Annotated in this window: 15 protein-coding genes; 14 read left to right on the top strand and 1 reads right to left on the bottom strand. The window is 38.9% G+C overall.

Going from position 1 to position 26,172, the window contains the following annotated elements; translation table 11 throughout:
- Positions 1 to 85: 85 nt before the first annotated feature.
- The 11 genes from W7W_RS0111050 (at position 86) to W7W_RS0110990 (ending at position 19,187) form a co-directional block, all read left to right on the top strand.
- Positions 86 to 3,289, top strand: a complete 3,204-nt coding sequence (locus W7W_RS0111050; RefSeq protein WP_157202471.1) for a TonB-dependent receptor — start codon at positions 86 to 88, stop codon at positions 3,287 to 3,289.
- Between the two features lie 20 nt (positions 3,290 to 3,309).
- A complete protein-coding gene (locus W7W_RS0111045) occupies positions 3,310 to 4,980 on the top strand; it encodes a RagB/SusD family nutrient uptake outer membrane protein (RefSeq protein ID WP_010663821.1) in 1,671 nt (556 codons plus the stop codon).
- 89 nt (positions 4,981 to 5,069) lie between these two features.
- A complete protein-coding gene (locus W7W_RS0111040; RefSeq protein ID WP_010663820.1) occupies positions 5,070 to 7,742 on the top strand; it encodes a glycoside hydrolase family 2 TIM barrel-domain containing protein in 2,673 nt (890 codons plus the stop codon).
- Positions 7,743 to 7,821: 79 nt separating this feature from the next.
- Positions 7,822 to 9,423, top strand: coding sequence for a hypothetical protein (locus W7W_RS0111035; protein ID WP_157202470.1), 1,602 nt, complete (start codon positions 7,822 to 7,824; stop codon positions 9,421 to 9,423).
- A 233-nt stretch (positions 9,424 to 9,656) separates the two neighbouring features.
- The gene (locus W7W_RS0111025; protein ID WP_010663818.1) at positions 9,657 to 11,648 is read left to right on the top strand and encodes a glycoside hydrolase domain-containing protein; all 1,992 of its coding nucleotides are present in this window, start codon (positions 9,657 to 9,659) and stop codon (positions 11,646 to 11,648) included.
- A gap of 57 nt (positions 11,649 to 11,705) precedes the next feature.
- Positions 11,706 to 13,559, top strand: a complete 1,854-nt coding sequence (locus W7W_RS0111020) for a glycoside hydrolase family 2 protein (RefSeq protein WP_010663817.1) — start codon at positions 11,706 to 11,708, stop codon at positions 13,557 to 13,559.
- Positions 13,560 to 13,923: 364 nt separating this feature from the next.
- Complete coding sequence (locus tag W7W_RS23870) at positions 13,924 to 14,355, top strand: glycoside hydrolase family 3 N-terminal domain-containing protein (protein WP_051536331.1); 432 nt, start codon at positions 13,924 to 13,926, stop codon at positions 14,353 to 14,355.
- Between the two features lie 25 nt (positions 14,356 to 14,380).
- Complete coding sequence (locus tag W7W_RS22070; protein WP_238532133.1) at positions 14,381 to 15,478, top strand: glycoside hydrolase family 3 C-terminal domain-containing protein; 1,098 nt, start codon at positions 14,381 to 14,383, stop codon at positions 15,476 to 15,478.
- Positions 15,479 to 15,625: 147 nt separating this feature from the next.
- Entirely contained in the window at positions 15,626 to 16,456 is an 831-nt protein-coding gene (locus tag W7W_RS0111010) for a glycoside hydrolase family 16 protein (protein ID WP_010663816.1), read from the top strand.
- A gap of 349 nt (positions 16,457 to 16,805) precedes the next feature.
- The gene (locus tag W7W_RS0111005; RefSeq protein ID WP_148660943.1) at positions 16,806 to 18,053 is read left to right on the top strand and encodes an agarase; all 1,248 of its coding nucleotides are present in this window, start codon (positions 16,806 to 16,808) and stop codon (positions 18,051 to 18,053) included.
- Between the two features lie 786 nt (positions 18,054 to 18,839).
- Entirely contained in the window at positions 18,840 to 19,187 is a 348-nt protein-coding gene (locus tag W7W_RS0110990; protein ID WP_025007186.1) for a carbohydrate-binding protein, read from the top strand.
- Between the two features lie 176 nt (positions 19,188 to 19,363).
- Here W7W_RS0110990 and W7W_RS0110985 read toward each other — a convergent pair whose 3' ends face one another.
- Positions 19,364 to 21,187 (bottom strand): glycoside hydrolase family 15 protein, encoded by a 1,824-nt coding sequence (locus tag W7W_RS0110985; RefSeq protein ID WP_234408997.1) that lies wholly within the window; start codon positions 21,185 to 21,187, stop codon positions 19,364 to 19,366.
- Positions 21,188 to 21,279: 92 nt separating this feature from the next.
- On the opposite strand from W7W_RS0110985, the gene W7W_RS0110980 reads away from it, so the two are divergent.
- The 3 genes from W7W_RS0110980 to hflC all read left to right on the top strand — a co-directional run bounded on the left by W7W_RS0110980 (position 21,280) and on the right by hflC (position 25,603).
- A complete protein-coding gene (locus W7W_RS0110980; protein WP_010663810.1) occupies positions 21,280 to 23,505 on the top strand; it encodes a bifunctional alpha,alpha-trehalose-phosphate synthase (UDP-forming)/trehalose-phosphatase in 2,226 nt (741 codons plus the stop codon).
- Positions 23,506 to 23,571: 66 nt separating this feature from the next.
- Entirely contained in the window at positions 23,572 to 24,567 is a 996-nt protein-coding gene (hflK, locus tag W7W_RS0110975; protein WP_010663809.1) for an FtsH protease activity modulator HflK, read from the top strand.
- A gap of 94 nt (positions 24,568 to 24,661) precedes the next feature.
- On the top strand, positions 24,662 to 25,603 hold the full coding sequence (gene hflC, locus W7W_RS0110970) for a protease modulator HflC (RefSeq protein WP_010663808.1): 942 nt from the start codon (positions 24,662 to 24,664) through the stop codon (positions 25,601 to 25,603).
- Positions 25,604 to 26,172 lie beyond the last annotated feature (569 nt).

Below are 26,172 nucleotides of genomic sequence, written 5' to 3'. Positions count from 1 at the left end.
ACTAAAACATTGTAAATCTATGAAAAAAATGTGGAATTGCACAGGGACAAGACGTTCCTGGGCAGGAAATCGAATTCTTCGAATTATGAAATTATCCTTGTTCTTTGTGACAGTGCTTACGTTTCAGCTGTCTGCTGTGACAACCTGGTCACAAAATGAGAAGTTAACACTTAAAATGGAAAACAGCACCATTACTGATGTGCTGAGTTCTATTGAGGCACAAACCGGTTTGAGCTTTTTTTATCAGGACGAACAATTAAAAAGTGTATCACCGGTAAATGTGGATGCTAATGGTGAAACTGTAACAGAAGTACTCACCGATATCCTATCCAATACAAACCTGGACTTTAGGATCGTTGATAAGCATGTGGTTATTTTCCCTCATGAGGAAAAACCTGGCAATGCACCCTTGAACCAGCAGGACGAACTCCTTGTTCGAGGAAAAGTGACTGACAGTCAAGGGGAATCCATACCCGGTGTGACAATAACAGTGAAAGGGACCTCTGGAGGGACTATTACAGATATTGATGGTAATTTTTCAATTATGGTTGATGAAGCCGCTGATATTCTGATTTTTTCTTTTGTCGGGATGAAATCGCAGGAAGTTTCGATTGGAGACAGGAATGAAATTAATGTTACTCTGGAAGAAGACCTTGTTGGATTGGATGAAGTGGTTGTTGTTGGCTACGGGTCAATGAGAAAAAGTGATATGACAGGTACTGTTGCATCTATTCCCCAAGATCGTTTGGAAATGGTTCCTAATGTGGACATTACTCAAGCTATACAAGGTGCAATGCCCGGTATTACAATTAGTACCAATAGCGCCGGGGCAGCTCCCAATTCTTCTATTTTGATCAGGGGACGAAACTCCATTAAAGCTAGTAACAATCCTCTTGTTGTGCTTGATGGAATACCGTATGAAGGAGCTTTAAGTGACATAAGTCCTAATGATATAAAATCCATTGAGGTTCTTAAGGATGCTTCATCTGCTGCGATTTATGGATCCAGGGGAGCCAACGGGGTCATCTTGGTGACCACTAAGCAAGGCAGAAAAGGTGAAACAGTAATTTCCTATGATGGTTATTATTCCCTTCAAAAGATGGCTAATTTTCCAGAGTTATTAAATGGTGAAGAGTTTTACAAATTTAAAATGGAAAGGAATCCATCAACGATGACTGAGGCTGAGCAGGAAATTTATGAAAGTGGCGAATGGGTTGATTGGACCGATCTCGCCTTGAGAGATGGGAAAAGTCAAAACCATACCTTGTCAGTTTCCGGTGGAAATGAAAAAACGAATTTCTATATCTCCGGAAATATTCTTGATGTTAAAGGGTTGGCAGTCAATGATAAGTTTCTGAGAGTTAGTAATCGAGTTAATCTTCAAACAGATATAACGGACTGGCTGACATTTGGAACCAGAACCTCCTTTACTTACACCAATCAGGATGGAATCTCACCAAGTATTTATGATGTTACCTGGATGAATCCTCTTTCCAGAGTTTATAACGATGACGGTACACTTACTTTATATCCCAATCCTGCGAGTACAAATTTTTCTAATCCTCTGGCAGCGACCTTAATTTCAAATATTGACAGGTCCTATCAGCTGGTTTCAAATAATTTCTTCGAGGTGGATATTCCTTTTGTTGAAGGGTTAAGCTATCAGTTGAATAGTGGAATTCGTTATAAATTTACTGATGATGCCTCTTATTATGGCAGAGATGTTAAGCAAGGGGCCGAAAATCAGGGGGAATCCAGTACATTAAGAGCAAAGTATGAGAATTATACAGTTGAGAATGTTTTGAACTATGAACGTGACTTTGGAAAGCATAGTTTGTTCTTTACCGGGGTTTATAGTTTTGAAGAGAATAATTTTAGTAGCAACGGACTAAAGGCATCGGGCTTTCCTCATGATATACTTACCTGGTATGCTGCGGATCAGGCCAGTTTGATTGAGCCATCATATGGATATTCAAAGACTAATTTGTTATCTCAAATGCTACGTTTTAACTATGTTTTTGATGACCGGTATCTTTTTACTCTGACCGGACGCCGTGACGGTTATTCCGGCTTTGGAGAAGAGGACAAGTGGGGCTTTTTCCCATCATTTGCTTTGGGATGGAATATTGCTAATGAGAGCTTTTTCCCATTCTCCGAGACTGTTGATATGTTAAAATTAAGGATATCCTGGGGAGAGAATGGTAATCAGGCACTTGGTGCTTATGAAACATTGACCCGTTTGTCAGGTCAGGATTATGTATTTGGAAGTACAACTCTGCCTGGGTATGTCCCAAGCAAACTGGGAACAGGTAATTTAAGCTGGGAGAAAACAGAGAACTTTAATGTAGGGGTTGATTTTGCTTTGTTTAAGAGTCGAATAAGAGGTGATTTGAATTACTATGTTGCCAATACTACAGATTTATTACTCGACCGGACTATTTCTCCTATCCATGGTATAGGTGAAATTACTCAAAATATTGGTGAGACCAGAAATAGTGGATTCGAATTATCCATTAATTCCGCCAACATTAAGACAAACGATTTTTCCTGGTCGACTTCATTAAATATGGCCTTTACCAATAATGAAATTGTATCACTGTATGGTATTCTTGATGAGGATGGTAATGAAATTGATGATGTAGCTAATAGTTGGTTCATTAATGAGCCCATCCAAGTCATTTATGATTATGAAGTAATCGGGGTTTGGCAGTTGGGAGAAGAAGAAGAGGCCGATGTTTATGGATCAGAGCCTGGTATGGTGAAAATTAGAGATGTAGATGAAGATGGGGATGTTGATGCTGAGGACCGGGTTATTCTAGGTCAGAGAGATCCTGATTTTACATGGGGGTTGAACAATGGTTTTAACTATAAGGATTTTGGTCTGAGCGTATTTGTTCATGGAATGCATGGTATGTTGAAATACAATAGTTTAAAAACTGATAATGTTTGGACTGATATTTCCAGAAATACAACCAAGAAAAACTGGTGGACTCCGGAAAACCCCACTAATGATTTTTATGCGAATTCTGAAGATGGTTCAAGTTCAGGTTCCGGAAATGCCAATTACTATGAAAATGCAGGTTTTGTGAGAATTAAGGACATAACACTTAGTTATAATCTTCCGAACAATATATTGAATCGCATAGGACTGAGTAAAGCAAGAGTTTATTTTACAGGTAGAAACCTGATGACCATTACTGACTTTGGAGGGATGGATCCTGAACTTGATGGACAAAGAGGAATCCCTTTGCAGAAAGAATACGTATTTGGTCTTAATATTGGTTTTTAATAAAAAAAATAAGAAAAATTATGAAACTTAATATTTTCACTCGAATAATAGTCGGATTACTCTTTTTGGGGTCTATTATTGGTAGTTGTTCAGAGGATTTCCTTGTGGAAGAACCGCCACATATTATTGCAGCAGAATCTCTTTATGAGAGCGTTGATGGGTTTGAAAACGGGCTGAACGGAATGTATAGTCTGGTTAGAAAACAGCGTGAAGGAAGAAATGGACCCAATTATTTGTTGGGGGAAATAATGATGAACGGGAATGATAATCTTTGTACTAATCATGCCGATGGGTTTGCAAGAGTTGCACAGCAGTGGGGTGAAAGAAATAACCCCACTAACTGGGATATGGTTGCAACCTTTGATTGGGCTTATGAAATAGTAAATGCAGCAAATACATTAATTCACCGTGCTGAGCAGAGTGATATTAATTGGGCCGCAAATGGTATGACAGCTGAAGAAAATAAAAATCGTATTCTGGCTGAAGCACATGCAATAAGAGCCTGGGCCTACCGGCATCTTGCTTTTTTATGGGGAGATGTTCCTTTGAGCCTTGAAGAATCTAAAGGATCGAATGTTAAAACTGACTGGCAACGGGCTCCGGTTGAAGAGGTTTGGGCGCAAATAAAAAAGGATCTTCTTTTTAGTGAGAAGCATCTTGCAATAGAACCGTCTGTTGAAGGAAAGATTTCCAGGGGAGCTGTTCAACATTATTTGTCGGAGTTGTATCTTATTGACAATAAGCCGGATAGTGCACTTTTTTGGGTGAATAAGTGCATTAATACACCAGAATATAAGTTAATAACAGAAAGATATGGTGTGAGAAGTGATCAACCAGGAGTTCCATTTATGGATATGTTTTACCCTGGAAATACCAATAGAAGTGAGGGAAATACCGAGTCTCTGTGGACATGGCAATATGAATTTGAGACTGCTGGTGGCGGTGGAAGCATCATGAGACGCTGGCATATCAGCCGGTATAATGACTTGAATATTGATGGTGTTACACCACTAGAATTGACTTTTGACCGGGGGGGGCGCCCCAGGGCGAGAATGGCATTAACCAAGTTTGCAATCGATTTGTATGATGCAGAAGATGACAGAGGATCGCAATACGCTATCAGGAAGTTTTATATCCTGAAAGATGCTGATCAAAATGATACGGGTAAAGCAGATCAATTGCCTGAAGGATATAGCTACGGGGATACAATCAGAATGGACTGGAGTGAGGATATTACTTATGAGACCAGAAACAGAAGAGATTGGCCCCATTCCCGAAAGTGGGAGGTTTCACATGCCGGAGATGTAAATGGAAATGAGAATTTTAATGATCAGGCCTATCTCAGGTTGGCAGATACCTATTTGTTGAAGGCTGAAGCTCAACTTCAGTTAGGAGATGAAGCAGGTGCTGCCGAAACCATTAATGTGGTAAGAAGAAGAGCTAATGCTCCTGAGATTAGTTCCGGTGAAGTAGATATTGACTTTATCCTTGATGAGCGTTCCAGAGAGCTCGTCGTTGAGGAAGAAAGAAGATATACCTTATTGAGAACCGGTAAATGGTTAGAGAGAACCAGACTATACAATCATAATGGTGGACAATATGTGACAGAAAGGGATAAACTTTTTCCCATTCCGCAGAAAGTTATCGATGCCAATTTGACCTACCCGATGGAGCAAAATCCCGGTTATTAGGATCTTAAATTTTCCTTGGTGATCTGAACTCACCAGGGAAAATTAATTTTCTTTTTTTGATTCTCTCTTTTTATTTAAAAACTTAAACGATGAATAGGGCTATCCTCTTTGGTCTTTTCTGCTTGCTTCCTTTTTTTATGTTGGGGCAGAGTAAATACTATACAATTAATGAATCATGGAAATTTTTCAAGGGAGATTTTCAAGGTGCTGAAAAGGTTAATTTTGACGATGCAGACTGGATGAAAATAAATGTTCCTCATACCTGGAATGACAAAGATGTTGTGGATGAAGAATCTGGTTATTACAGGGGTAAGGGTTGGTACAGACGTGATATTTATATTGGGCAGGAGGCCGAAAATAAGCAAGTCATTTTATATTTCGAAGGTGCTAATCAAGTTACTAAAGTGTGGATTAATGGTGAGTTTATTGGTGCACATGAAGGTGGGTATACTCGTTTTTCTTTTAATATTACCGAGCATATCAATGCGGGGGCGAAAAATTTATTTGCGATTCAGGTAGATAATTCTCATTCTGAAAATATCCCTCCTCTATCTGCTGATTTTACCTTCTTCGGAGGCATTTACCGGGATATTGCAATTATTTATAAAAATGATACACATATAAGTGCGACAGATTATGGTTCGTCCGGTGTTTATTTGTCCACTCCGGAAGTATCAGATGAAAATGCATCTTTAATACTTAAAACCAAAATTAATAACCATTCGGATAAAAGTAAAAGAATAAAAATACATCATACAATTATTTCACCTTCAGGCCATGAAATTGGCCAGCATTGGACGAAAGCAAAAATAAATCCCGAAGTACAGAAAGTGACAGATATTCAAAATATGAAAATTGATCATCCTGCACTTTGGGATCCAGATTCTCCACAACTATATAAGGTGATTACCCGGATTATTTCAGAGAATGGTAATGAGGTTTTGGATGAAGTTACAAATTCATTAGGATTTAGATGGTATGAGTTTCATCCGGAAAACGGGTTTTCTATCAATGGTAAGCCCTTAAAGTTGATTGGAACAAACAGACACCAATGCTTTGCAGGATTGGGCAATGCTTTGCGTGACGAGATGCATGTTCGGGATATTCGGTTATTAAAAAAAATGGGAGGAAACTTTCTTCGGATTTCACATTATCCCCAGGATCCGGTGGTTCTTGAAATGTGTGACAGGTTAGGAATAATTACATCTGTGGAGATCCCTTCTGTAAACAGAATTACTGAAACAGAGAAATTTTTCAATCGATCAGTTGAAATGGTCAAAGAAATGGTTCGACAAAACTTTAATCATCCTTCTGTCCTGATATGGAATTATATGAATGAGATTATGTTAAGACCTCCATATGATAAGAATTCAAAGGAATATGATGCATATTGTACATCGGTCGAGGAATACGGACATTTACTGGAACAAACCATTCGAAAGGAAGATCTTTATCGAAAATCGATGCTCGTTTTTCATGGTTCTTTATCTGCTTATGAGGATGCTAACCTTATAGAAATTCCTCAATTGGTGGGATGGAATCTTTATTCAGGGTGGTATGGTCCGAATTTTTCCGGATTTGATAATTTCCTTGACGACTTTCATGCTAAGTATCCTGAAATTCCTGTTTTTGTTTCAGAATATGGAGCAGGCGCTGATCCTCGATTGCATTCTTTTGAACCTCAACGTTTCGATTTCACAGTCGAATATGCAAATATGTATCATGAGCACTATCTTGAAGCTATATTGGAACGATCATTTGTTAATGGAGCAAATATTTGGAATCTGAATGATTTTCATTCAGAGTTGCGAGGTGATGCTGTTCCTCATATTAATAGTAAAGGTATTACTGGTATAGACCGGGAGTTGAAAGACCCATATCAGCTTTATACCGCTCGTTTTTCCGGTAGGAATACTGTTTTGATTGGAAGTAAGAGCTGGAAATACCGTGGAGGGGGAGCTAATGAGGAAGGTATTACTCTTCAACCGGTAAAAGTTTTTTCAAATTCAGATAGTATAGATTTTTATCATAATAATGTATGTCTGGGACGAAAAGCTGTTATTGATAATACTGTAGTTTTTGAAGTGCCGTTTGTTCATGGTGAGAATACACTTGAAGCAATTGGGACTTTTGGCTCCCAAAAAATTCGGGATATTTTGAATGTGCAATTTTCCCAGGTACCATACGATTTAAGAGAAATTGAAGGGGATTTTGCCTCTGTTAATGTTTCTCTTGGTTCAAAACGGTTTTTTGAAGACCGGGATGCCGGAATGGTTTGGATACCAGAGCAACCCTACACTTCTGGAAGCTGGGGCTATGTTGGAGGTGAGATAAATGCTCCCAATACCTGGCATGGAAGTTTACCAGCTTTTGCCAATGAAATAAAAAATACTGATCACGATCCGATTTTTCAAACCCAAAGAAAAGGATTGGATCGTTTCAAATTTGATGTTCCTAACGGGAAGTATGCGGTATATCTTTATTGGGCCGAATTAGAAACTGATAAGAAAGTTGAAGCATTGGCCTATAATTTGGGGAATGATCAAATAGATGCTGGTGCCGAGGTTCGGGTCTTCGATGTTTATATAAATGAAGAGCTCGTTCTTGATAATCTGAATCTGGCCAATCAAGCAGGTTTTGAAACGGCAGTCATCAAGAAGTTTTCTGTTAATGTTAATTCGGATAAAGGGATTGATATCAGATTTGAAGCTGAGAAAGGAAGTCCTGTCTTGAATGCTGTTAGGATCTATAAAATATTTTAATTGACTTCTAGGAATTAGTCTTATGTATAGTCGAAAAAATATATCATTTTTCATTTTGATTTCTTTCTTGTTTCAAGGGATGTTTCTGTTTTCTTGTGGTTTTTCTTCGAGGGTGGATGAGCGAGAGATTTTTTACATTGATGCAGAAATGGGAGATGATTCGAATGACGGAATGTCTGAAAGTTCTCCATGGAAAACATTGAGAAATATTAATGAGTATCACTTTACTCCAGGAACTAACCTTCTGTTTAAAAGAGATCAGGAATGGGAGGGAGATATTTATTTCACGAGCTCCGGTACTGAAAGGGAACCTATCGTAATTGGTGCTTATGGAAAGGGAGCCCGACCGCGAATTAATGGAAACGGCGTTATAGCAACTGTTTTTCTTGAGAATTGCGAATACATTACTTTAAGGGATCTTGAGATTACTAATTATGACCGATCAGATGAGGATGGTAAGTTATTATCCAAATGGGAAGAGGAGAATATTTTTGTTTGGTTCAATGTAGAAAACCCGGATCAATACATTTCTAATAATAGCAGGAGAATGGGGATCTATTATCTGGCAACCGATATTGGCAGGATAGATGAAGTAAATTTTCTAAACCTGGAAGTACACGGAGTCAACGGAGCAATAAATCAAAAGGAGGAAGAAACGAAAAATAATGGGGGTATTTTTATTGAGATTGCCGGAGATAAAGTGCCTACTTATTTTGATGATTTGTTGGTTGAAGATTGTTACATTCATGATGTCGATCGTACAGGACTCTCCAACAGAAGCTCGTGGTCGAAAAGGAGTTTGGATTCAATTGAAAATTGGACGCCTTCTGTGAATTATGTGGTGCGTAAGAATGTGTTTGAGAGAGCCGGAGCAAATGCGTTGATTGTACGTGTGGCCAGAAAACCTCTTATTGAACACAATGTCTTTTTTCAGAATGGATTGAAGGCCTCAGGGAATGCTGCTTTTAGCTTTAATACAGATAGTGCCTTATGGCAGTACAATGAGGCATCCTTTACAAAGAAGAACAAAAATGATGAGGATGCTGGTGGCATTGATAGTGATTATATGTCAAAAAACACCATTATTCAGTATAATTATTTGCACGACAATGATTTTGGAATGTTAGTTACTGGTGGGCCTTCTTATTATGGTGGATTTAATGATACTACAATTATACGGTACAATATCTTTGAGAGGGAAGGTCTGGCTAACCAAGATGATGGTTGTTATTTTGCTTTGAAAATTGCTGGATTGGCCAACCATACTTTTATTTATAATAATGTATTTTATTTGAGCCCTGAGCAGTCGGACGTAAAAATGGTTTATCATAAAGATTGGGGTGGGTATGCAACAAATACTTATTTCTTTAATAATATATCCTTTCTCGAAGGGGATAGGCATAGTTTGGCTCTGGGTGAAAGCAAGAAAAATCATTTTTGTAATAATTTATATTTTGGTAATTCTACAATTGATTGGCCTGAAGATAAACAGGGAATCTTTAAAAATCCACTTTTTTTGAAACCTGGAACAGGTCCCGAAGGATACAGGGTGGACGAGAACTCTCCAGTGCAAGACGCAGGGATGAATCTTCAGCTACCAGGAATTCCAGATACTGACTTTTTTGGAAATCAACTTCCGGAAGACTCCAGGATAGACATCGGTGTGCACCAACAAAAATAATCATGCTTTTCGCTTTTGTTTTTTTGAGTTATGTTATTGCATCTATTGCAAATAAGGTTTGCAGATACATTTTGAAAAAAGAGGGGGTATAAATTTCTCTTTCCTCTTTGTTATGTTAAAAAAATATGATGGTGTTTTGAGTATTCGGCTTTTATCAATGAAGCGATTATTTGCACTCCTGGTTGCAAGTCAAATGCTTAAGCATAGGCTGGTTACTTTAAGTTTAGTTTTCTATGAAATTTTTTGTTTCGTTTGGTTTGTTTTTTTGCATGCATATAATTTATGCTCAGGAAAATATTGATTATGTGAATTTATTTGTTGGTACTGCAGATGATTTTGGACAGAACCATCCAGCGGCATGTGTACCTTTTGGAATGGTGAAGGCTGGGCCTGATACAGATCCTAAAAGTCATGTGGGATACAATTATGAAAGGGCAATTCTTCATGGGTTTAGTATTAACAGAGTATCAGGAGCAGGATGTGGCGGGGCAGGGGGTAATCTGAGTTTACGTCCTTCAATCGATGGAGAGGAATATATCTTTTTGCACAAAGGGACAGAGAGAGCTGTCCCCGGATATTATGGGGTTGATCTTTCCAATGGGATCGGTGTGCAATTGAGTGCTACCAATAATATGTCTGTTCAACGTTTTTTTTTTGGCAGAAATGAATCACTGACTATTGAATTGGATGTTTCTTCCAGCTTTGAAGATCTTTTAACAAGTTCTTTTGAGTTCCTTAATGAAGATACTCTGGTTGGCACTTACTCTGCCAGAAATGTTTGTAATAAGGGACGGTATATTCAATCCTATGCGGTGGCTATAAATGAGCCCTATACAGTAAAGGTTGCAGAAAATAAGATCGGTTTTCATTTTAAAAGAGGCAACAAGTCATTTGTTGAATTTCGAATAGCACTTTCCCCAATTGGCAGGCAGACTGCTTTAAAGGAACTTAAAAAACAGAGTCATCTTTCTTTTGATGATATACGTAATACTGCTTACAAACGTTGGGAGAAAAAATTAAACAAAATAACTTTAAAGGGGGGGACTTATTTAGAAAAAGTGATGTTTTACACCTCTTTATATCGTTGTTTTCTTAATCCGGTAAATGCTACTTCTCATGACAATCTTTATTTAGATTCTCAAGGAGAAATAAATAAGGCAGATAACTTTGTTTATTACAGTTCCTGGTCTTTGTGGGATACTTATAGAACCCGCTTCCCATTGCTTTCATTAATAGACCCTTTTGCTTACAGTGATATATGTAAATCATTGGTTGCATTATATCAAAGTGGAAAACCAGAATGGTCTTCAAATTTCGAATCATCACCATCGGTACGAACCGAACATTCCATTCTTGTTTTATTAGATGCTTTTAAAAAGGGAATAGAGGGGATCTCACTGGAAAAGATTTATGAAAAAATGGAAGAGGAAGCTGAAGGATTACCGATGAGGTCTCCTGATAATCATCTTGAAACTGCTTATGATCTATGGGGAATGGGACATATCGCTAAAGAACTGGGTAAGGATTCAGATGCAGAAAGATATTTCCAAAAAGCATCTCAAATATGGAAAAATGTCTGGAAGAAGAAATTTAAGGATATCAAAGAGGAAACCTTTGATGTCATGCATGGTGAGGGTTTATATGAGGGAACTTTGTGGCAGTACCGATGGTCTGTTCCTTATGATATTAATGGTCTTGCTCTAATGGTTGGGGGAACCGAAAATTTAGTTGCCCAACTTAAATATTTCTTTGAAAATGAGTTGTATAATCAGGGAAATGAGCCGGATATTCATGCTCCGTTTATTTTTGGAAGATTAAACAGGCCTGATTTAACCAATAAATGGGTGGCCTCGATCTTGAAAGATTCTATGAATCATAGATATGGAACGCATGACCATTTTAAAAATCCATATACAGGAATGGCGTATAAGGCAGCACCTCGAGCATTTATTCCGGAAATGGATGATGATGACGGAACAATGTCAGCCTGGTTTGTGTGGGCTTCAATTGGACTTTACCCTTTGGTTGTAGGTGAGCCATATTATGATGCATTTAAGCCATTATTTGATGAAGTAATAATTAATCCTGGAAATGGGACGCTGTTTCGAATAGTAAACAATTCAATAACGGGACGTTCTAGAATGTTTTTAAATGACAAAAAGGTAGATGGAGTACGCTTAAGTCATGATGACATTATTAACGGAGGATTATTGATATTTAAATGATCTAACCAGATTAATTTATGTAATATTTTTTTGATCTGTCATAAAATACAGGAGAACATGAATAGTAAAAAAAGATTTTGGATTTTTACAACGTTGATGAGTGTCTTTTTTAATACAGTAGTATTTGCGCAGTCAACCCAAATAATCAACGTGGATAACCGTAATACAACCACATTAAACGGTGTCTGGAAATATCTTGTAGATCCTTATGAGGTTGGCTATTATGATTACAGACGGGTTGCGCGTGACACAAAGGATAATCCAGATAAATCAGAAGCTTTTTTTCTGGGTTATAGGCAGGAAGGACCTTCCGAAAGAGTTGAATATGATTTTACAAAAGCTGATAATATTTTGGTTCCCGGAGATTGGAATTCCCAAAAGGAAAAGCTCTTTTATTATGAGGGAACTGTTTGGTATTATAAATCTTTCGATTATAACCCGAAAGATAAAAATTCAAGGCAATTTGTTCACTTTGGAGCAGTTAATTATGAAGCTGATGTTTATCTAAATGGAGAAAAACTTGGGAAACATATTGGTGGTTTCACTCCATTTAATTTTGAAATTACGCAGAAGCTTAGAGCCGGTAAGAACTTTCTTATTGTGAAAGTTGATAATTCCAGAGGAATAGAAAAAGTTCCTACCGTAAACACTGACTGGTGGAATTATGGAGGAATAACACGTGATATTCGAATAGTAGAAGTAGAAGAAACTTTCATACAGGATTACTATCTCCAGTTGAAAAAAGGTTCTGATGATATGTTAGAGTTTTTAGTTAAATTAAATGGGTCCAATGCAGACCAGAGGAGAGTTGTTTTGTCCATTCCAAAAGCAGATATAGAAGCTTCTTTAATAACAAATTCAGATGGCATAGGGAGGATGGAAATTCGTGCTGACAGACTAAAACTCTGGTCGCCTGAAATCCCATTTCTGTATGATATTCAATTGCGATTTGAAAACACCAGAATAAACGACCAGATTGGGTTTCGAACTATTGAAGTGGAAGATACCGATATTCTGTTAAATGGAAAGCCTGTTTTTCTTAGGGGAATAAGTATTCATGAAGAGAACGGAATGCGGGGTGGACGTGCTTATTCAAAGGAGGACGCCCGTATTTTGTTGGGATGGGCTAAGGAATTGGGGTGTAATTTTGTGCGGTTGGCTCACTATCCCCATAATGAGCCGATGATTCGGGTTGCCGATGAATTGGGTTTAATGGTTTGGTCAGAGGTTCCGGTTTATTGGACTATTCAATGGCACAATGAAAATACCTATAACAATGCTCATGCTCAATTGGTGGACATGATTGGTCGGGATAAGAACCGTGCTTCAGTTATTGTCTGGTCAGTAGCCAACGAGACTCCGGTTTCGGAATATCGGACAAAATTTCTTAGGAGATTAATTGCCGAAGCTCATCAGATGGATCCTGTTCGTTTGGTTAGTGCCGCCTTAGAACGCCACACAAAGCCGGGAACTGACAATGTTCAGGTTGTTGAAGATCCATTACAGGAATATGTAGATATTATTGCCTTCAATGAATATATCGGTTGGTACGATGGTAGAAATGAAAAAATAAAAACTGCTGCATTCGAAATTGAATATCAGAAACCGGTAATTATTTCAGAGTTTGGTGCCGGAGCATTACAAGGAAATCATGGTTCTGCTGAGGAACTTTGGACTGAAGAATATCAGGAAGAGCTTTATAGAGAAACTCTGAAAATGCTTGAAAACATAACGCAGCTAAGAGGAATTACCCCATGGATTCTTGCAGATTTTCGCTCTCCTCGAAGGGTTTTGCCCGATATACAAGATGGATGGAACAGAAAAGGACTGATCTCCCCAACCGGAAATAAAAAAAAGGCGTTTTTTATTCTAAAGGATTACTATGAATGGAAGAAAAAACAATTTGAATAGGTGCTAAATTGAAATTCTTGAGGCTTGATGGAAACAAGGGAAATTATGATGATAAGATCTATAAATTGCTTAAAAGAAAATTGTTCAACAGGGTAAAATGTATAAATGCGTATTGTCAAATCATTCTAATTTCTTCTCAGAGGAAAGGGTGTGGTAAGAATCTCCGGGATTAAAATGGGAGTTAGACTATGCCGACGTGCTCGAATAAGGTTAAAAAAATTCAAAATTATATTGATGTTTCAGGCATTATGTTTTTAAAGCAAAAAAACTACAATTAAATATGTTGTGCGAGAGGAAAGTGGCTTTATTCGTTTTTTAGTCTTAATGATATTTTAGTGCCGGTTAAATATAAAATTTTATGAGGATGAAAATAGTGTTTTGTTTGTTGGTGCTTTCGGCGATAATGCTCAGTTCATGCAGTGATTCAGGAGCTGATGATGAGATAAATCACAAAGTGGATGCGTTGCTTTCACAAATGACCTTAAAAGAGAAAATAGGTCAAATGAATCAGCTTGACGGAAGAAGAGTTAATGAAGCGCTTTTTGAAGCTGTTCGGAAAGGAGATATCGGATCCATCCTGAATATTGAAGAACCTGAGTTGGTTAATGAAGTTCAGAAAATTGCAATGGAAGAGAGTCGTTTGGGCATTCCTTTGTTAATTGCCAGAGATGTTATTCATGGGTATAAAACCATCTTTCCGATTCCGTTGGGGCAGGCGGCATCTTTTAATCCGTCGATTGTAGAGGGTGGAGCCAGGATTGCTGCAGTAGAAGCCTCCCGAGAAGGTATTTGCTAAAGAGGCGGCGGTACAATCCATTGTTTTGTTGAAAAACGATGAGAGAATATTGCCTTTTTCTGAGGAACTCAAAACGATTGCTGTTGTCGGATCTTTGGCTGATGCTCCCCATGATCAGATGGGAACCTGGGTTTTTGACGGTGAAAAAGAACAGGTTATTACCCCCATTGAAGCGCTTCAAAAAACTTATGGGGATAAGGTTGAAATAATATTTGAACCAACGATTAAGTATAGCAGAGATAAGGATAAAGGTAGTTTTGGAAAGGCATTGAATGCAGCAAAAAGAGCAGATGCTGTTATTGCTTTTGTAGGAGAAGAGGCTATTCTTTCTGGCGAGGCTCATTCACTTGCAAATATTGATTTGCAGGGGGTCCAAAGCAATTTAATCAAAGAACTTTCGAAAATTGATATTCCATTAATAACGGTAGTAATGGCAGGTCGCCCTTTAACTATTGAAAATGAGGTTGAGATGTCAGATGCAGTTCTCTATGCCTGGCATCCCGGTACAATGGGAGGCCCTGCAATTGCTGATATTTTATTTGGAAGATCTATTCCCTCAGGAAAATTACCTGTTACATTTCCAAGGATGGTGGGGCAAGTACCAGTGTATTACAATCACAATTCAACGGGACGGCCAGCCAGAGGTACAGAGGTTTTGCTAGATGATATTCCATTAGAAGCAAGACAGTCTTCGTTGGGAAATAGATCCTATTATTTAGATGCCGGTTTTGACCCCTTATTTCATTTTGGACACGGATTATCCTACACAACTTTTGAATACAAAAATCTTAGACTTTCTGCTAAGGAGTTCCAGAAGCCTGACTCGATAAAGGTAAAAGTCAATGTATCTAATACCGGTTCTCTTGACGCAACTGAGATTGTACAGTTTTATATTTCGGATAAATCAGCATCTATTGTTCGTCCGGTGAAAGAGTTAAAAGGATTTCAGCGTGTTTTTATTGAAGCAGGCAAAAAGAAAGAGGTTGTTTTTTCTATCTCTGCTTCCTCTTTAGGGTTTTGGGATAGTGAGGGAGACTACTTGGTTGAGCCCGGTACTTTTTCATTAATGGTAGGGGGTAATAGCCTGAGCGGTTTAAATGGTGAGATTTTTTTGATTGAATAAAGAGCCTTAGTCAAGACCGGAAGTCAGACCAAAATAGAAATAAGCTTTTTTTAACACCGGTGTATTTATACAGGAAAAATTAGGCGTATAGTAAATATAAACAAAGAGGTGGAATGTGCTGTCTCTCAAACAAAAAAACTGAATATTATGAAAGGATTTTTTATCTGTACATTATTATGGGTTGGCATTACTTCATGTGCAATAACAAAAAAGGAGAAAAAGGTTGAAAACCCGGATATAAATAAAGATGCCTGGGAATTGGTTTGGAGTGATGAATTTGACCAAGACGGGCTGCCGGATACCACAAAGTGGAATTATGCCACAAGAGGAAATTCCTGGGGGTGGGGAAATAATGAAAAGCAATGGTATACTGTAGCCGATCCTGACAATGCATACATTAAAGATGGAATTTTGACAATTACAGCTATAAAGGAGCCTTTATCTGGAAAAGATTATAGTTCTGCCCGTTTAACCACAAAAGGAAAAGGAGATTGGAAGTATTGCAAAGTTGTTGTAAGGGCAAAAGTGCCAAAGGGAAGGGGAACATGGCCTGCAATTTGGATGATGCCTACTGAAAATACTTACGGAAACTGGCCCCAAAGTGGAGAAATTGACATAATGGAGCATGTAGGGTTCGAACCTGATACTGTATCTTCAACTGTGCACACCGGTTTTTACAACCACATTAAGAAAACCCAGGTAGGAGAAGAATTCTATTTACCTACTGCAACAACTGATTTTCATGTATATTCAATGGAATGGACTGAGAAAGTGATTAGAAGTTTTGTGGATGGGAAACACTACTTTACATTCCGCAATAATGGTAAAGGGCATGGAGCCTGGCCATTTGATCAACCTTTTCATTTGATCCTCAATCTTGCGATTGGTGGAGGACTTGGTGGAAAAAAGGGAATAGATAATTCCTTGTTTCCCCATGATTATATGATTGATTATGTTCGTGTTTACCAAAAACAATGAAAGGTTGAAGAAATACCAAAAAATTGATTTTATAGGGCTGAAAAACAACTTACTTTTTGTGCTAATATAATAATCCTTGGAACTGAGCTAAATGAAGTAAGCAATCGTATTTAAATTTTCGCTACGAATAATTATGGTTTTTGAATTTGTTAAAATATTAAAAATGAACAAGACACTAATAATTCTTTTTCTGTTTTCTTTAATCAATGCATGCAGCATAAAAAGAAATGAAGCTAATTCTGAAAGAAAACAGGAATCCATTGTAGTTGAGGCTAAAGTTCGTCTTTACCATGAGGATGAAACCAGAACATACACGGAATATCAGCCTTTTAAAACGCGAACAGTTGATTTGCTGAAAGGATTTGAAAGGTCAGCAAAACCAGTTGAAAAGAGCCGTTATGGCGGAAACAAATACTTAAAGACAACCGCCACCGGTTTTTTCCATGTTAAAAAAATTGGAGACAGATGGTGGTGTATTGATCCAGATGGTTATTATTACATAAATATTGCTTTGAATAGCCTGAGAACCGGAAAATCGGAAAGAAATAAAAAGGCTTTGTTGGAAAGATTTAACTCAAAGGAAAACTGGATGAAAGAAACCATTATAATGCTTCAGGACAATGGTTTTAATTGTGCTGGTTCATGGTCAGATACTGATGCCATCATTGAGGCCAATAAAAGTCTGGAGAAACCTTTTGCTTATTGTATTAACTGGAATTTCATGAGTAGTTACGCATGGTCCCACGGTAAAGCCCGCCAATTAGCTGGGCATACAGGCTATCCCAATGAGGCAATTTTTGTATTTGATCCCGGTTTTAAAGCTTATGTTGACGAACGTGCAAAGCAGCTTGTGAAATACAAAGATGATCCTAATTTGTTCGGGCATTTTTCAGATAATGAAATGCCTTTTAAATTTGAATCTATTGATAATTATTTGGCATTACCTACAAGCGAGCCAGGTTATCTGGCAGCCAAAGAATGGTTAAATGAGAAGGGGATCTCATCAGGCCAGATTACCGCTAAACATCGTGAAGAGTTTATGGCGCTTGTGGCTGATAAGTACTTCTCAATTGTTTCAAATGCGATAAAAAAATATGATCCAAACCACATGTATATCGGAGCAAGGTTTTACAGTAAAGAAAAAAACTACCCGATATTTATGAAAACGGCAGGCCGTTATCTCGATATTGTTTCTAATAATTACTACAATCATTGGACTCCCGATAGTGCAGATATGGCTAATTGGACCAAATGGAGTGGAAGGCCCTTTATTGTTACAGAATATTACACAAAAGGAGAAGACTCTGGAATGCCCAATCAAAGTGGTGCCGGTTGGATTGTAAAAACTCAAAAGGATCGTGGTCTTTTTTATCAGAACTATAACTTAGCCCTGTTGGAGTCAAAAAATTGTGTTGGTTGGCATTATTTCAAATATCAGGACAACGATCCAACCGCAAAAGGTGTTGATCCTTCAAATGTTGACGCTAATAAAGGGATCGTAAATAATTATTATGAAATTTGGGACCCCATGATGAAAGAAATGAAGGAGCTGAATAATCAAGTTTATCAGCTTATTGAGTATTTCGATGCGAAGTAGAATGTATTCTCATTTATTAATGAGAAAAGAGGGGGTGCGTGTTTTTTTGTATATGTTTGGTAAAAACATGGGGATGCTTTTGGGAAACTTGCTTATTAATTTCTTTTCTTCAACACGTCCCCACCATCCGGAGTTTTTGGGGGATTGTAATAAAGCGCCTGCACGACAATGGGAATTTCATTGTTCGTCAAAACGCGCATTACATTTCTACAGAACCTCAATTTTTTTGTTAAAATGACAACTCAGGTCTGCAAAGACCATATTACAATTCAAATTTGTTCTCGTGGAGCTTCATTGAGGTTTTGCATAGAATAGGGATAGGATTTTTTCATCATTCCATTGCCAAGAACTTTTGATTTGAGCATTTTTTACATTGTTGAAGAGATTGGTTTGGATTGTTTTGAGCTGCTTTGAATAATCGAAAAGCAAAAAGTTGCCCAAACTCATGGTTTGAATATTAAAATGGTTAAAACACATTTTTAGGTCATCAAAATTTTTTCAAAAAGAATTGAGAAAAAAGAACTTTCTTTTTTAGATGTTTTTTTTACTTATTATTCATTACTCTTACGAATTCATAAATTACCCTGAAGTCCTGAAGTATCCCCTGGGTAACGCTAAAATTCTTGTAGAGCATAAGAAAATACCCGGGAGCTTCAGAAAAACATCCGTCACGATAAAAAACTGTCCAGGGACGGCCCAAATTTTTTTGGAACTCTAATTCTGAAAGCAGAGGATTTTAATTTGATTTATCAAAATTAAGTTCCGGGTTTTCAGGAAGACGGGTATGTGAAGTTTTCTAAGGAACAAAATGACCCGTTGAAGTTTTCTGCCTCAACACCTGAATCAGGAAAATGGTTTCTGTCATTCCGCTATGCCAATGGTAGTGGTCCTGTTAATACCGATAACAAATGTGGGATCCGAACCTTGTTTGTAAATGGTGAATTTGCGTCTTCTTTAGTTTTCCCGCAGCGGGGAAGCGATGAGTGGGCCAACTGGGGAACAACAAATACCATTGAGGTAGAACTTCGGGAAGGTAAAAACCAACTCGAAATAGGGTATGAATCATTCAATGAGAATATGAACGGGGCTGTTAACCGTTTTTTGATTGATCAGATCATCTTTGCGGAAAGGTAATGTTAATGAATTGGAATCTTGGGTAAACCGGTTTTGAACACTCTTTTGAGTTTACAGGATGTACTGTAACTCTTTTGGGAGGATCGAATTTTACGTATATCAAACAGCAGGGGCTGCCCAAACGTATTGGACAGCCCCTGTTTGTTCTATATTAATCAGAAAAATCAGGTGTTTCCTTACCCAATATTCCCCAAAATCTTCTCCTCACTGGATATTTCTCCACCGGCCAGCAGCATAGCTGTATCAATCAATGCCAGGTGGGAGTATGCTTGCGGGAAGTTCCCGAGCATTCTTTTGGTTTCGAAATCCAGGTCTTCACTGAAAAGTCCCAGATGATTGGAGTATTTCAGCAGTTCATCGAATTTTCTTTTGGCTTCATCCTTTTCTCCAATCATATAGAGGCTTCTTACCAGCCAGAAAGAGCAAATGGTAAAAGCAGAGGAGGGCTGTCCGAAATCATCTTTATTTTTGTAACGGTACATCAGTCCTTTGTGTTCCAACTCTTTTTGAATGGCTTTAACAGTACTTTTGAATTTGGGATCTTTTCCCTCAATGAATCCGTAGGCTTCCATCAATAATATAGAGGCATCCAGGTCTTCGGTACCATAAGCCTGCGTAAAAGCCTGCTTGTTTTCTGACCAGGCATTTTTATAAATATCATTTCTGATTTTATCTCTCAATTTGCCCCACGTCTCGATGTATTCTTTCTGATGCAGCAATTCTGCAATTTTAATTCCCCTGTCGGCAGCGACCCAGCAAAGTACCTTGCTGAATGTAAAGTGTTTATTGCTATTCCTGATTTCCCAGATCCCCTTATCGGGCTTTTGCCAGTTTTTTTCCACCACTTTTACAATGTTTCGGATGATGGTCCACAGCTCTTCGCTGTATTCCAGCGAAGTAGTGAAGAGGTGAAATAACTGATAAATTACATCTACCAGAATACCATAAATGTCATTTTGTTTTTGTTTGTATGCAGCATTCCCTATACGAACCGGTTTACTGTTTTCGTATCCAGACAGGTGGGGAAGCTCTGTTTCGGTAAGTTTTTTCTCTCCGTTGATACCATACATTATCTGAATTTTCTCATCCTTGTCGGGGAGCATGTCGATAATGAAATTCAGATATTTATGTGCAACATTGAAATGGCCCAGCATGGTCATGACCTTAATCACCATGGATGCATCTCTGATCCAGCAAAAACGGTAGTCCCAGTTGCGGACTTCTCCGATGGTTTCGGGTAGTGATGTGGTAACTGCTGCCAAAATGGCTCCGGATTTATGATAACTCAGGAGTTTCAGAAGCAGGGCGCTACGCATGATTTCATCATTGTAGTCTTTAAACCTTGTGGTGCGTTCTGCCCAGTCGAGCCAATAAACCTTAGTTCTCTGGAGTTTCAGGTAAGCTCTGTTGAGATCCTGAGCCAAAAGTTTCTGGTTGTAGCTGATAAGGATAAACTGATCTTTATCGATGGTGATTGGTAACTGGCCAACCACTGAGAGTTTGTCCATACTGGTGTAAAGATACAACGAATCGTAACTTCCTTTGGCAGTATATGCTTTCACATATTTGCCGTTAAAGGTGATGTGAGTATCGTACTTACCATATTCCAATCGGGGATCGAAATGAACTTTAATTTTCGGTTTGCCTTCGATTAATTTAATATATCTGATCAGATCCGGAGGCAGGTAATAGCCCTTGTTGTCTGTTTTGTACCTGGGCATGAAATCATGAATCTCAAAAATACCATCAGCACATTCGAAGCGGGTGATTAAAATATTGGAATGAAATTCATATCTTTGAGTAATGTCAGCTCCGGTAACGGATACAATAGAGAATTGACCCCCTCTTTCTTTGTCCAGTAAAGCAGCAAAAATGGATGGAGAATCAAATTTTGGTAAACAAAGCCAGTCCACCGATCCTTTATCTGATATCAATGCTGCACTTTTACCGTTACCAACGACACCATAGTTCAGGTTGTTCATGTTTGTTAGTGTGTTCAATCTTTTCAGTTTTTTGTTTGTTTTGACGATGCAAAGTTTGTAAAATAAAGAAAAAACATTATACTTTAAAGGAAAATAAAAAGCATAAACCCATGAAAAAACTTCACATAGTTTCTAATCGATTGCCATTCAGTATAGTTTCGGAAGAAGATAAATTTTTGTTAAAACCCAGCGTGGGTGGTTTGGCTACCGGAATGAAATCAGTTTATAAGGATTTTGAGGGCCGGTGGATAGGGTGGCCAGGGATCGCAACTGACAGTTACACGGTAGATCAGTTTAAGGAAATTGAAGGGTTGCTCGATAAGGAAGGGTGTGATACTGTTCCACTCACCGCCGATGAAGTGCATACCTTTTACGAAGGTTTTTGTAACAGAACTATCTGGCCTCTTTTTCATTACTTCAATCAATATGTTGATTATTCTCCCGAGTTCTGGGAATCATACGTAGAAGTGAACCAAAAGTTTGCCGATAAGACACTTGAAGTGGTGGAAGATGGAGATTTTGTGTGGGTACACGACTATCAGCTTATGCTGGTGCCGGGAATGCTAAAGGCCAAACGTCCTGATATTACCATCGGATTCTTTTTGCACATTCCTTTTCCATCGTATGAGGTGTTCCGCATCTTACCATGGCGTAATGAGTTGCTTGAAGGGCTTTTGGGGGCTGACCTGATCGGATTTCACACCTACGACTATGAACGTCACTTTTTAAGTAGTGTCCGTCGTCTGTTTGGTTATGAAATCTCTTTCAATCAGATACATATTAATGAAAGGATTATTCTTGCCGATGCTTTTCCCATGGGGATTGACTATGACAAGTTTCATGATTCGGCGATCAAAACAATTTCCAGACCCATGCAGGAGAAATCTACTCTGCATAAGGAACTGGAAAAGTATTTTTTGGTATCTCCCGACAGGAAGTTAATTCTGTCTATCGATCGGCTTGATTATTCCAAAGGGATACCAAACCGTTTAAGAGCTTTTGAGAAATTTCTGGAGAAGTTTCCCGAATACCGCACTAAAGTGACTTTGGTTATGCTGGCTGTGCCTTCGCGCAACAGTGTTCCGCAATATCAGCGATTAAAACGGGAAGTGGACGAACTTGTTGGGCGCATCAACGGACTTTACGGAACGGTAAACTATGCACCGGTTTGGTATTTTTATCGATCCATGCCTTTTGAAAATCTGGTGGAACTATACAGCATGAGCGATGTAGCCCTGCTAACCCCGGTGCGTGACGGGATGAATCTTGTGGCTAAAGAGTATGTAGCTTCACGAACCAATCAGACCGGTGTGATGATTATCAGTGAGATGACCGGTGTGGTAAAAGAGATGGGAGAAGCCATTGTCATTAACCCCAACCATGAAAGCCAGGTTGCTGATGCGATCAAACAGGCACTGGAAATGCCCATCGATGAGCAACGAGCCCGCATGTCAGTTATTCAGAAGCGTTTGAAGCGATATGATGTTTTCAAGTGGGCAGAACAATTTGTCTCTTCGCTGAAGCGGATTGCACAGATTCAGACAGATTTTCTGGCGAAGAAGATTACTACCAAACTCAGTAAGAAATTGCTGGATGACTTTTCCAAAGCCAAGTCAAGAGCTATTTTCCTTGATTATGACGGCACCCTGACACATTTTAAGAAAGTAACGCGAGAGGCAGAACCCAGTGCAGCGCCGGATTATCCGTTACATGAAATTCTGAATGCACTTACCAGTGATGAGCGAAACGAAGTGGTACTCATTAGCGGACGGGATAAGGAAACCCTCAGCAAATGGTTTGACGGATCTGATGTGAGCCTGATCAGTGAGCATGGGGTTTGGATGCGTGAAAGAGGCAGTGACTGGCAAATGCTGACCAATGCCACCAATTCATGGATGCCGATGGTACGTCCTATCCTTGATAGTTTTGTCGTTCGTACTCCCGGAACTTACCTGGAAGAGAAAAATTATTCTCTGGTGTGGCATTACGAAAAGGCCGAAGCCGAATTGGGCGAGTTGCGTGCCAAAGAACTGAAGGATGAGTTGACAACTATGGTTGCCAACCACAACCTGGAAATTATGGAAGGAAACAAAGTGGTGGAGGTGAAGACCGGTGGCATTAATAAAGGAGTGGCTGCCAATCGCTATTTGTTAAACAAGCAGTTTGACTATATCCTCGCTATGGGTGATGACTGGACAGATGAGTACCTTTTCAAAGAGTTGCCACCTGAAGCTGTTACCATTAAAGTAGGTATCAAGCATACCAATGCATCTTACAAGTTGGAAACAGTGGATGCTGTAAGAAATTTCCTGAGGGTTATGTCTGAAAATCATTAATTCTGTAACAAACAAATATTCCAATCAAGTAATTCCCGATTACGCGGGAGAAATGTAAATTTAATTATGAGTGAATTCGAATTCTCAAATCAGGAGATACCTCCTGTTTTGAAAAAAGTGCTTAAGAATATAAAGTCGGTTGTTGCGGCAATCGTTATCGTGGTTGTGGCCTGGAGCGGTTTTTTTCAGGTAGGCCCCGAAGAGGCCGGGGTTATTGTGCGTTTTGGGAAATATACCAAAACCGTGATGCCGGGTTTGAATTTTAAAATTCCTTTCATAGAGACTGTGTATAAAGTACCGGTGGAAAGGCAACAAAAACTGGAGTTTGGATTCAGAACAACCTCTTCTAATGTACGGTCGGAATATACCAAGAGCGGTACCAGAGATGAGTCTCTGATGCTTACCGGAGACCTTAACCTGGCAGATGTGGAGTGGGTGGTTCAGTACCGTATTAATGATCCTTACAAATTTCTGTTTAAGGTTAGAAACCCCGAATCCACCCTGCGTGATGTTTCAGAAGGAGCTGTCCGTCAGGTGGTGGGCGATCGCACAGTGAATGAAGTATTGACCGTTGGCCGCGCTGAAATTGCTTCCAGCGTTCAGGTATTGATTCAGGAACTTTCCAACAACTATGAACTTGGGGTTAAGATTGATCAGGTGGTGCTTCAGGATGTGAATCCGCCTGATCCCGTCAAAGCTGCCTTTAATGCAGTAAACGAAGCTCAGCAGGAAAAAGAGACCTTAATAAATCAGGCTAAATCGGAATACAATAAGGTGATTCCCAAGGCTAAAGGTCAGGCTGAAGAGACCATTCAAAAGGCTGAGGGATATGCTGTTGAACGTGTCAATAACGCAAAAGGACAGGTAGCTCGTTTCAATGAACTTTATTCTGAATATGTCAGAGCTCCTGAGGTAACGCGTGAACGTATTTATCTCGAAACATTGCAGGAAGTAATACCTCGTCTTGGAAATAAAATTATCACCGATAAGGATGGAAACAATGTCTTGCCACTATTGCAAATGCAGATGGACAATGTAAAGAAACTTAACACCCAGGAGTAATGCAGAATCCTGAACCGGCTTCTGGGTTCAGCTTTTTACCTCAACCTGAAAATTAAAGATGAATCGTAAGATTCAACACAATAAAAGAATTAACATGAAACGAAATAAAATTACTTTAATAATTGTGCTCTTTCTCGCATTTATCACCCTTATGGGGAGTATATTTGTGGTTGACGAAACCGAACAGGTGGTCATTACTCAATTCGGAAAACCCGTGGGAGAGGCTGTCGTGGATCCGGGACTGAACTTTAAAGTTCCCTTTATTCAGACGGCAAACTTTTTTGAGAAACGGTATATGGAATGGGATGGTGATCCCAACCAAATTCCGACCAAAGACAAGAAATACATTTTTGTGGATACCTATGCCCGCTGGCAAATAGTGGATCCTTTACAGTTCTTTAAACGTCTGCGTAATGAATTGGGCGCACAATCCAGACTTGATGATATTCTTGATGGAGAAACAAGAGACTTTATTGCCAATCATAATCTTATTGAAGCCGTTAGAACAAGTAATCGACAGCCAATGTCATCGGGTGTTATAAGTGAAATGATTGGTGACAGTCTGGAGCAGATTCTTGTGGGCCGTGAGAAAATCCAGGCCATGATTCTTCAGGCAGCCAATGAACAAACAGCCGATTTGGGCATTAAAGTAATGGACTTCCGCCTGAAACGTATCAACTATGTGGAAGACGTCCGCACACAGGTTTATGAGCGGATGAAGAGTGAACGCTATCGCATAGCTGACAAGTTCAGATCTGAGGGACAGGGTGAAGCGTCTCGTATCAACGGTGAAAAGGAACGGGAACTTAAGTCTATTCAATCGGCAGCATTCAGAGAAGCCGAAGAAATCATGGGACGGGCCGATGGTGAAGCTGCAGCTATTTATTCCAATGCTTACAACAGATCGTCGGCTTCCAGAACTCTTTACACTTTTATGAAATCCATGGAAACTTTCGAAAAAACCTTCGATGATCAGACCCATGTTATCCTTTCCACCGACAGTGAATTGTATAAATACCTCAAAGGTTCCCGTTGATATGATTAATTGACTTTGTCGAACTTTGTTTCATTATTTCTGGTTACCAGATGATCAAGTACCAGGAAATATGGATAGTCGGAGATAAAACTGGAAAAAGATTATTGAACCATTCTCTTTAGTGGTCGCAACGCGACCACTAAAGAGGGGGTAATAACTCTAAACCAAGGGCCTTGCCCCGGGCTATTGCTCTCAGGCTTTCAGCCTGTTTTCACCTTGCTTGATTTATGTATAAGGTGTAGGTTAACCTTTTTTGATCTGATGGAATTTTGTGTTGTAAGAAATAAAGGCAAAACGTTAATCCCTGTTAATATCCGTGTTTAAGGTTAAAAACAGGGCGGTTTTGCTTTTATTTTATTTTTGATATATCTATATTTGTAACATTTTGAAATCAAATGGCGCTAAAATTAGTGAATCTTTAAGCGCAGGTTGCAAGAGATATTAATTAAATTACAGGCTGTCTATAAACTAAGCAAGATTTGTTTCTGGTCATGTGTTTGTCAAGAAAGTGCCAGTTACAAGGCTTGCGAAGCCCGAAAATACGCAGTTTACTTGAGTAAATGAGGAAT

This window comes from Marinilabilia salmonicolor JCM 21150, from assembly GCF_000259075.1.
In the GTDB taxonomy this organism is placed as follows: Bacteria; Bacteroidota; Bacteroidia; order Bacteroidales; family Marinilabiliaceae; genus Marinilabilia; species Marinilabilia salmonicolor.
This window is presented reverse-complemented; position numbering and strand designations above follow the sequence as displayed.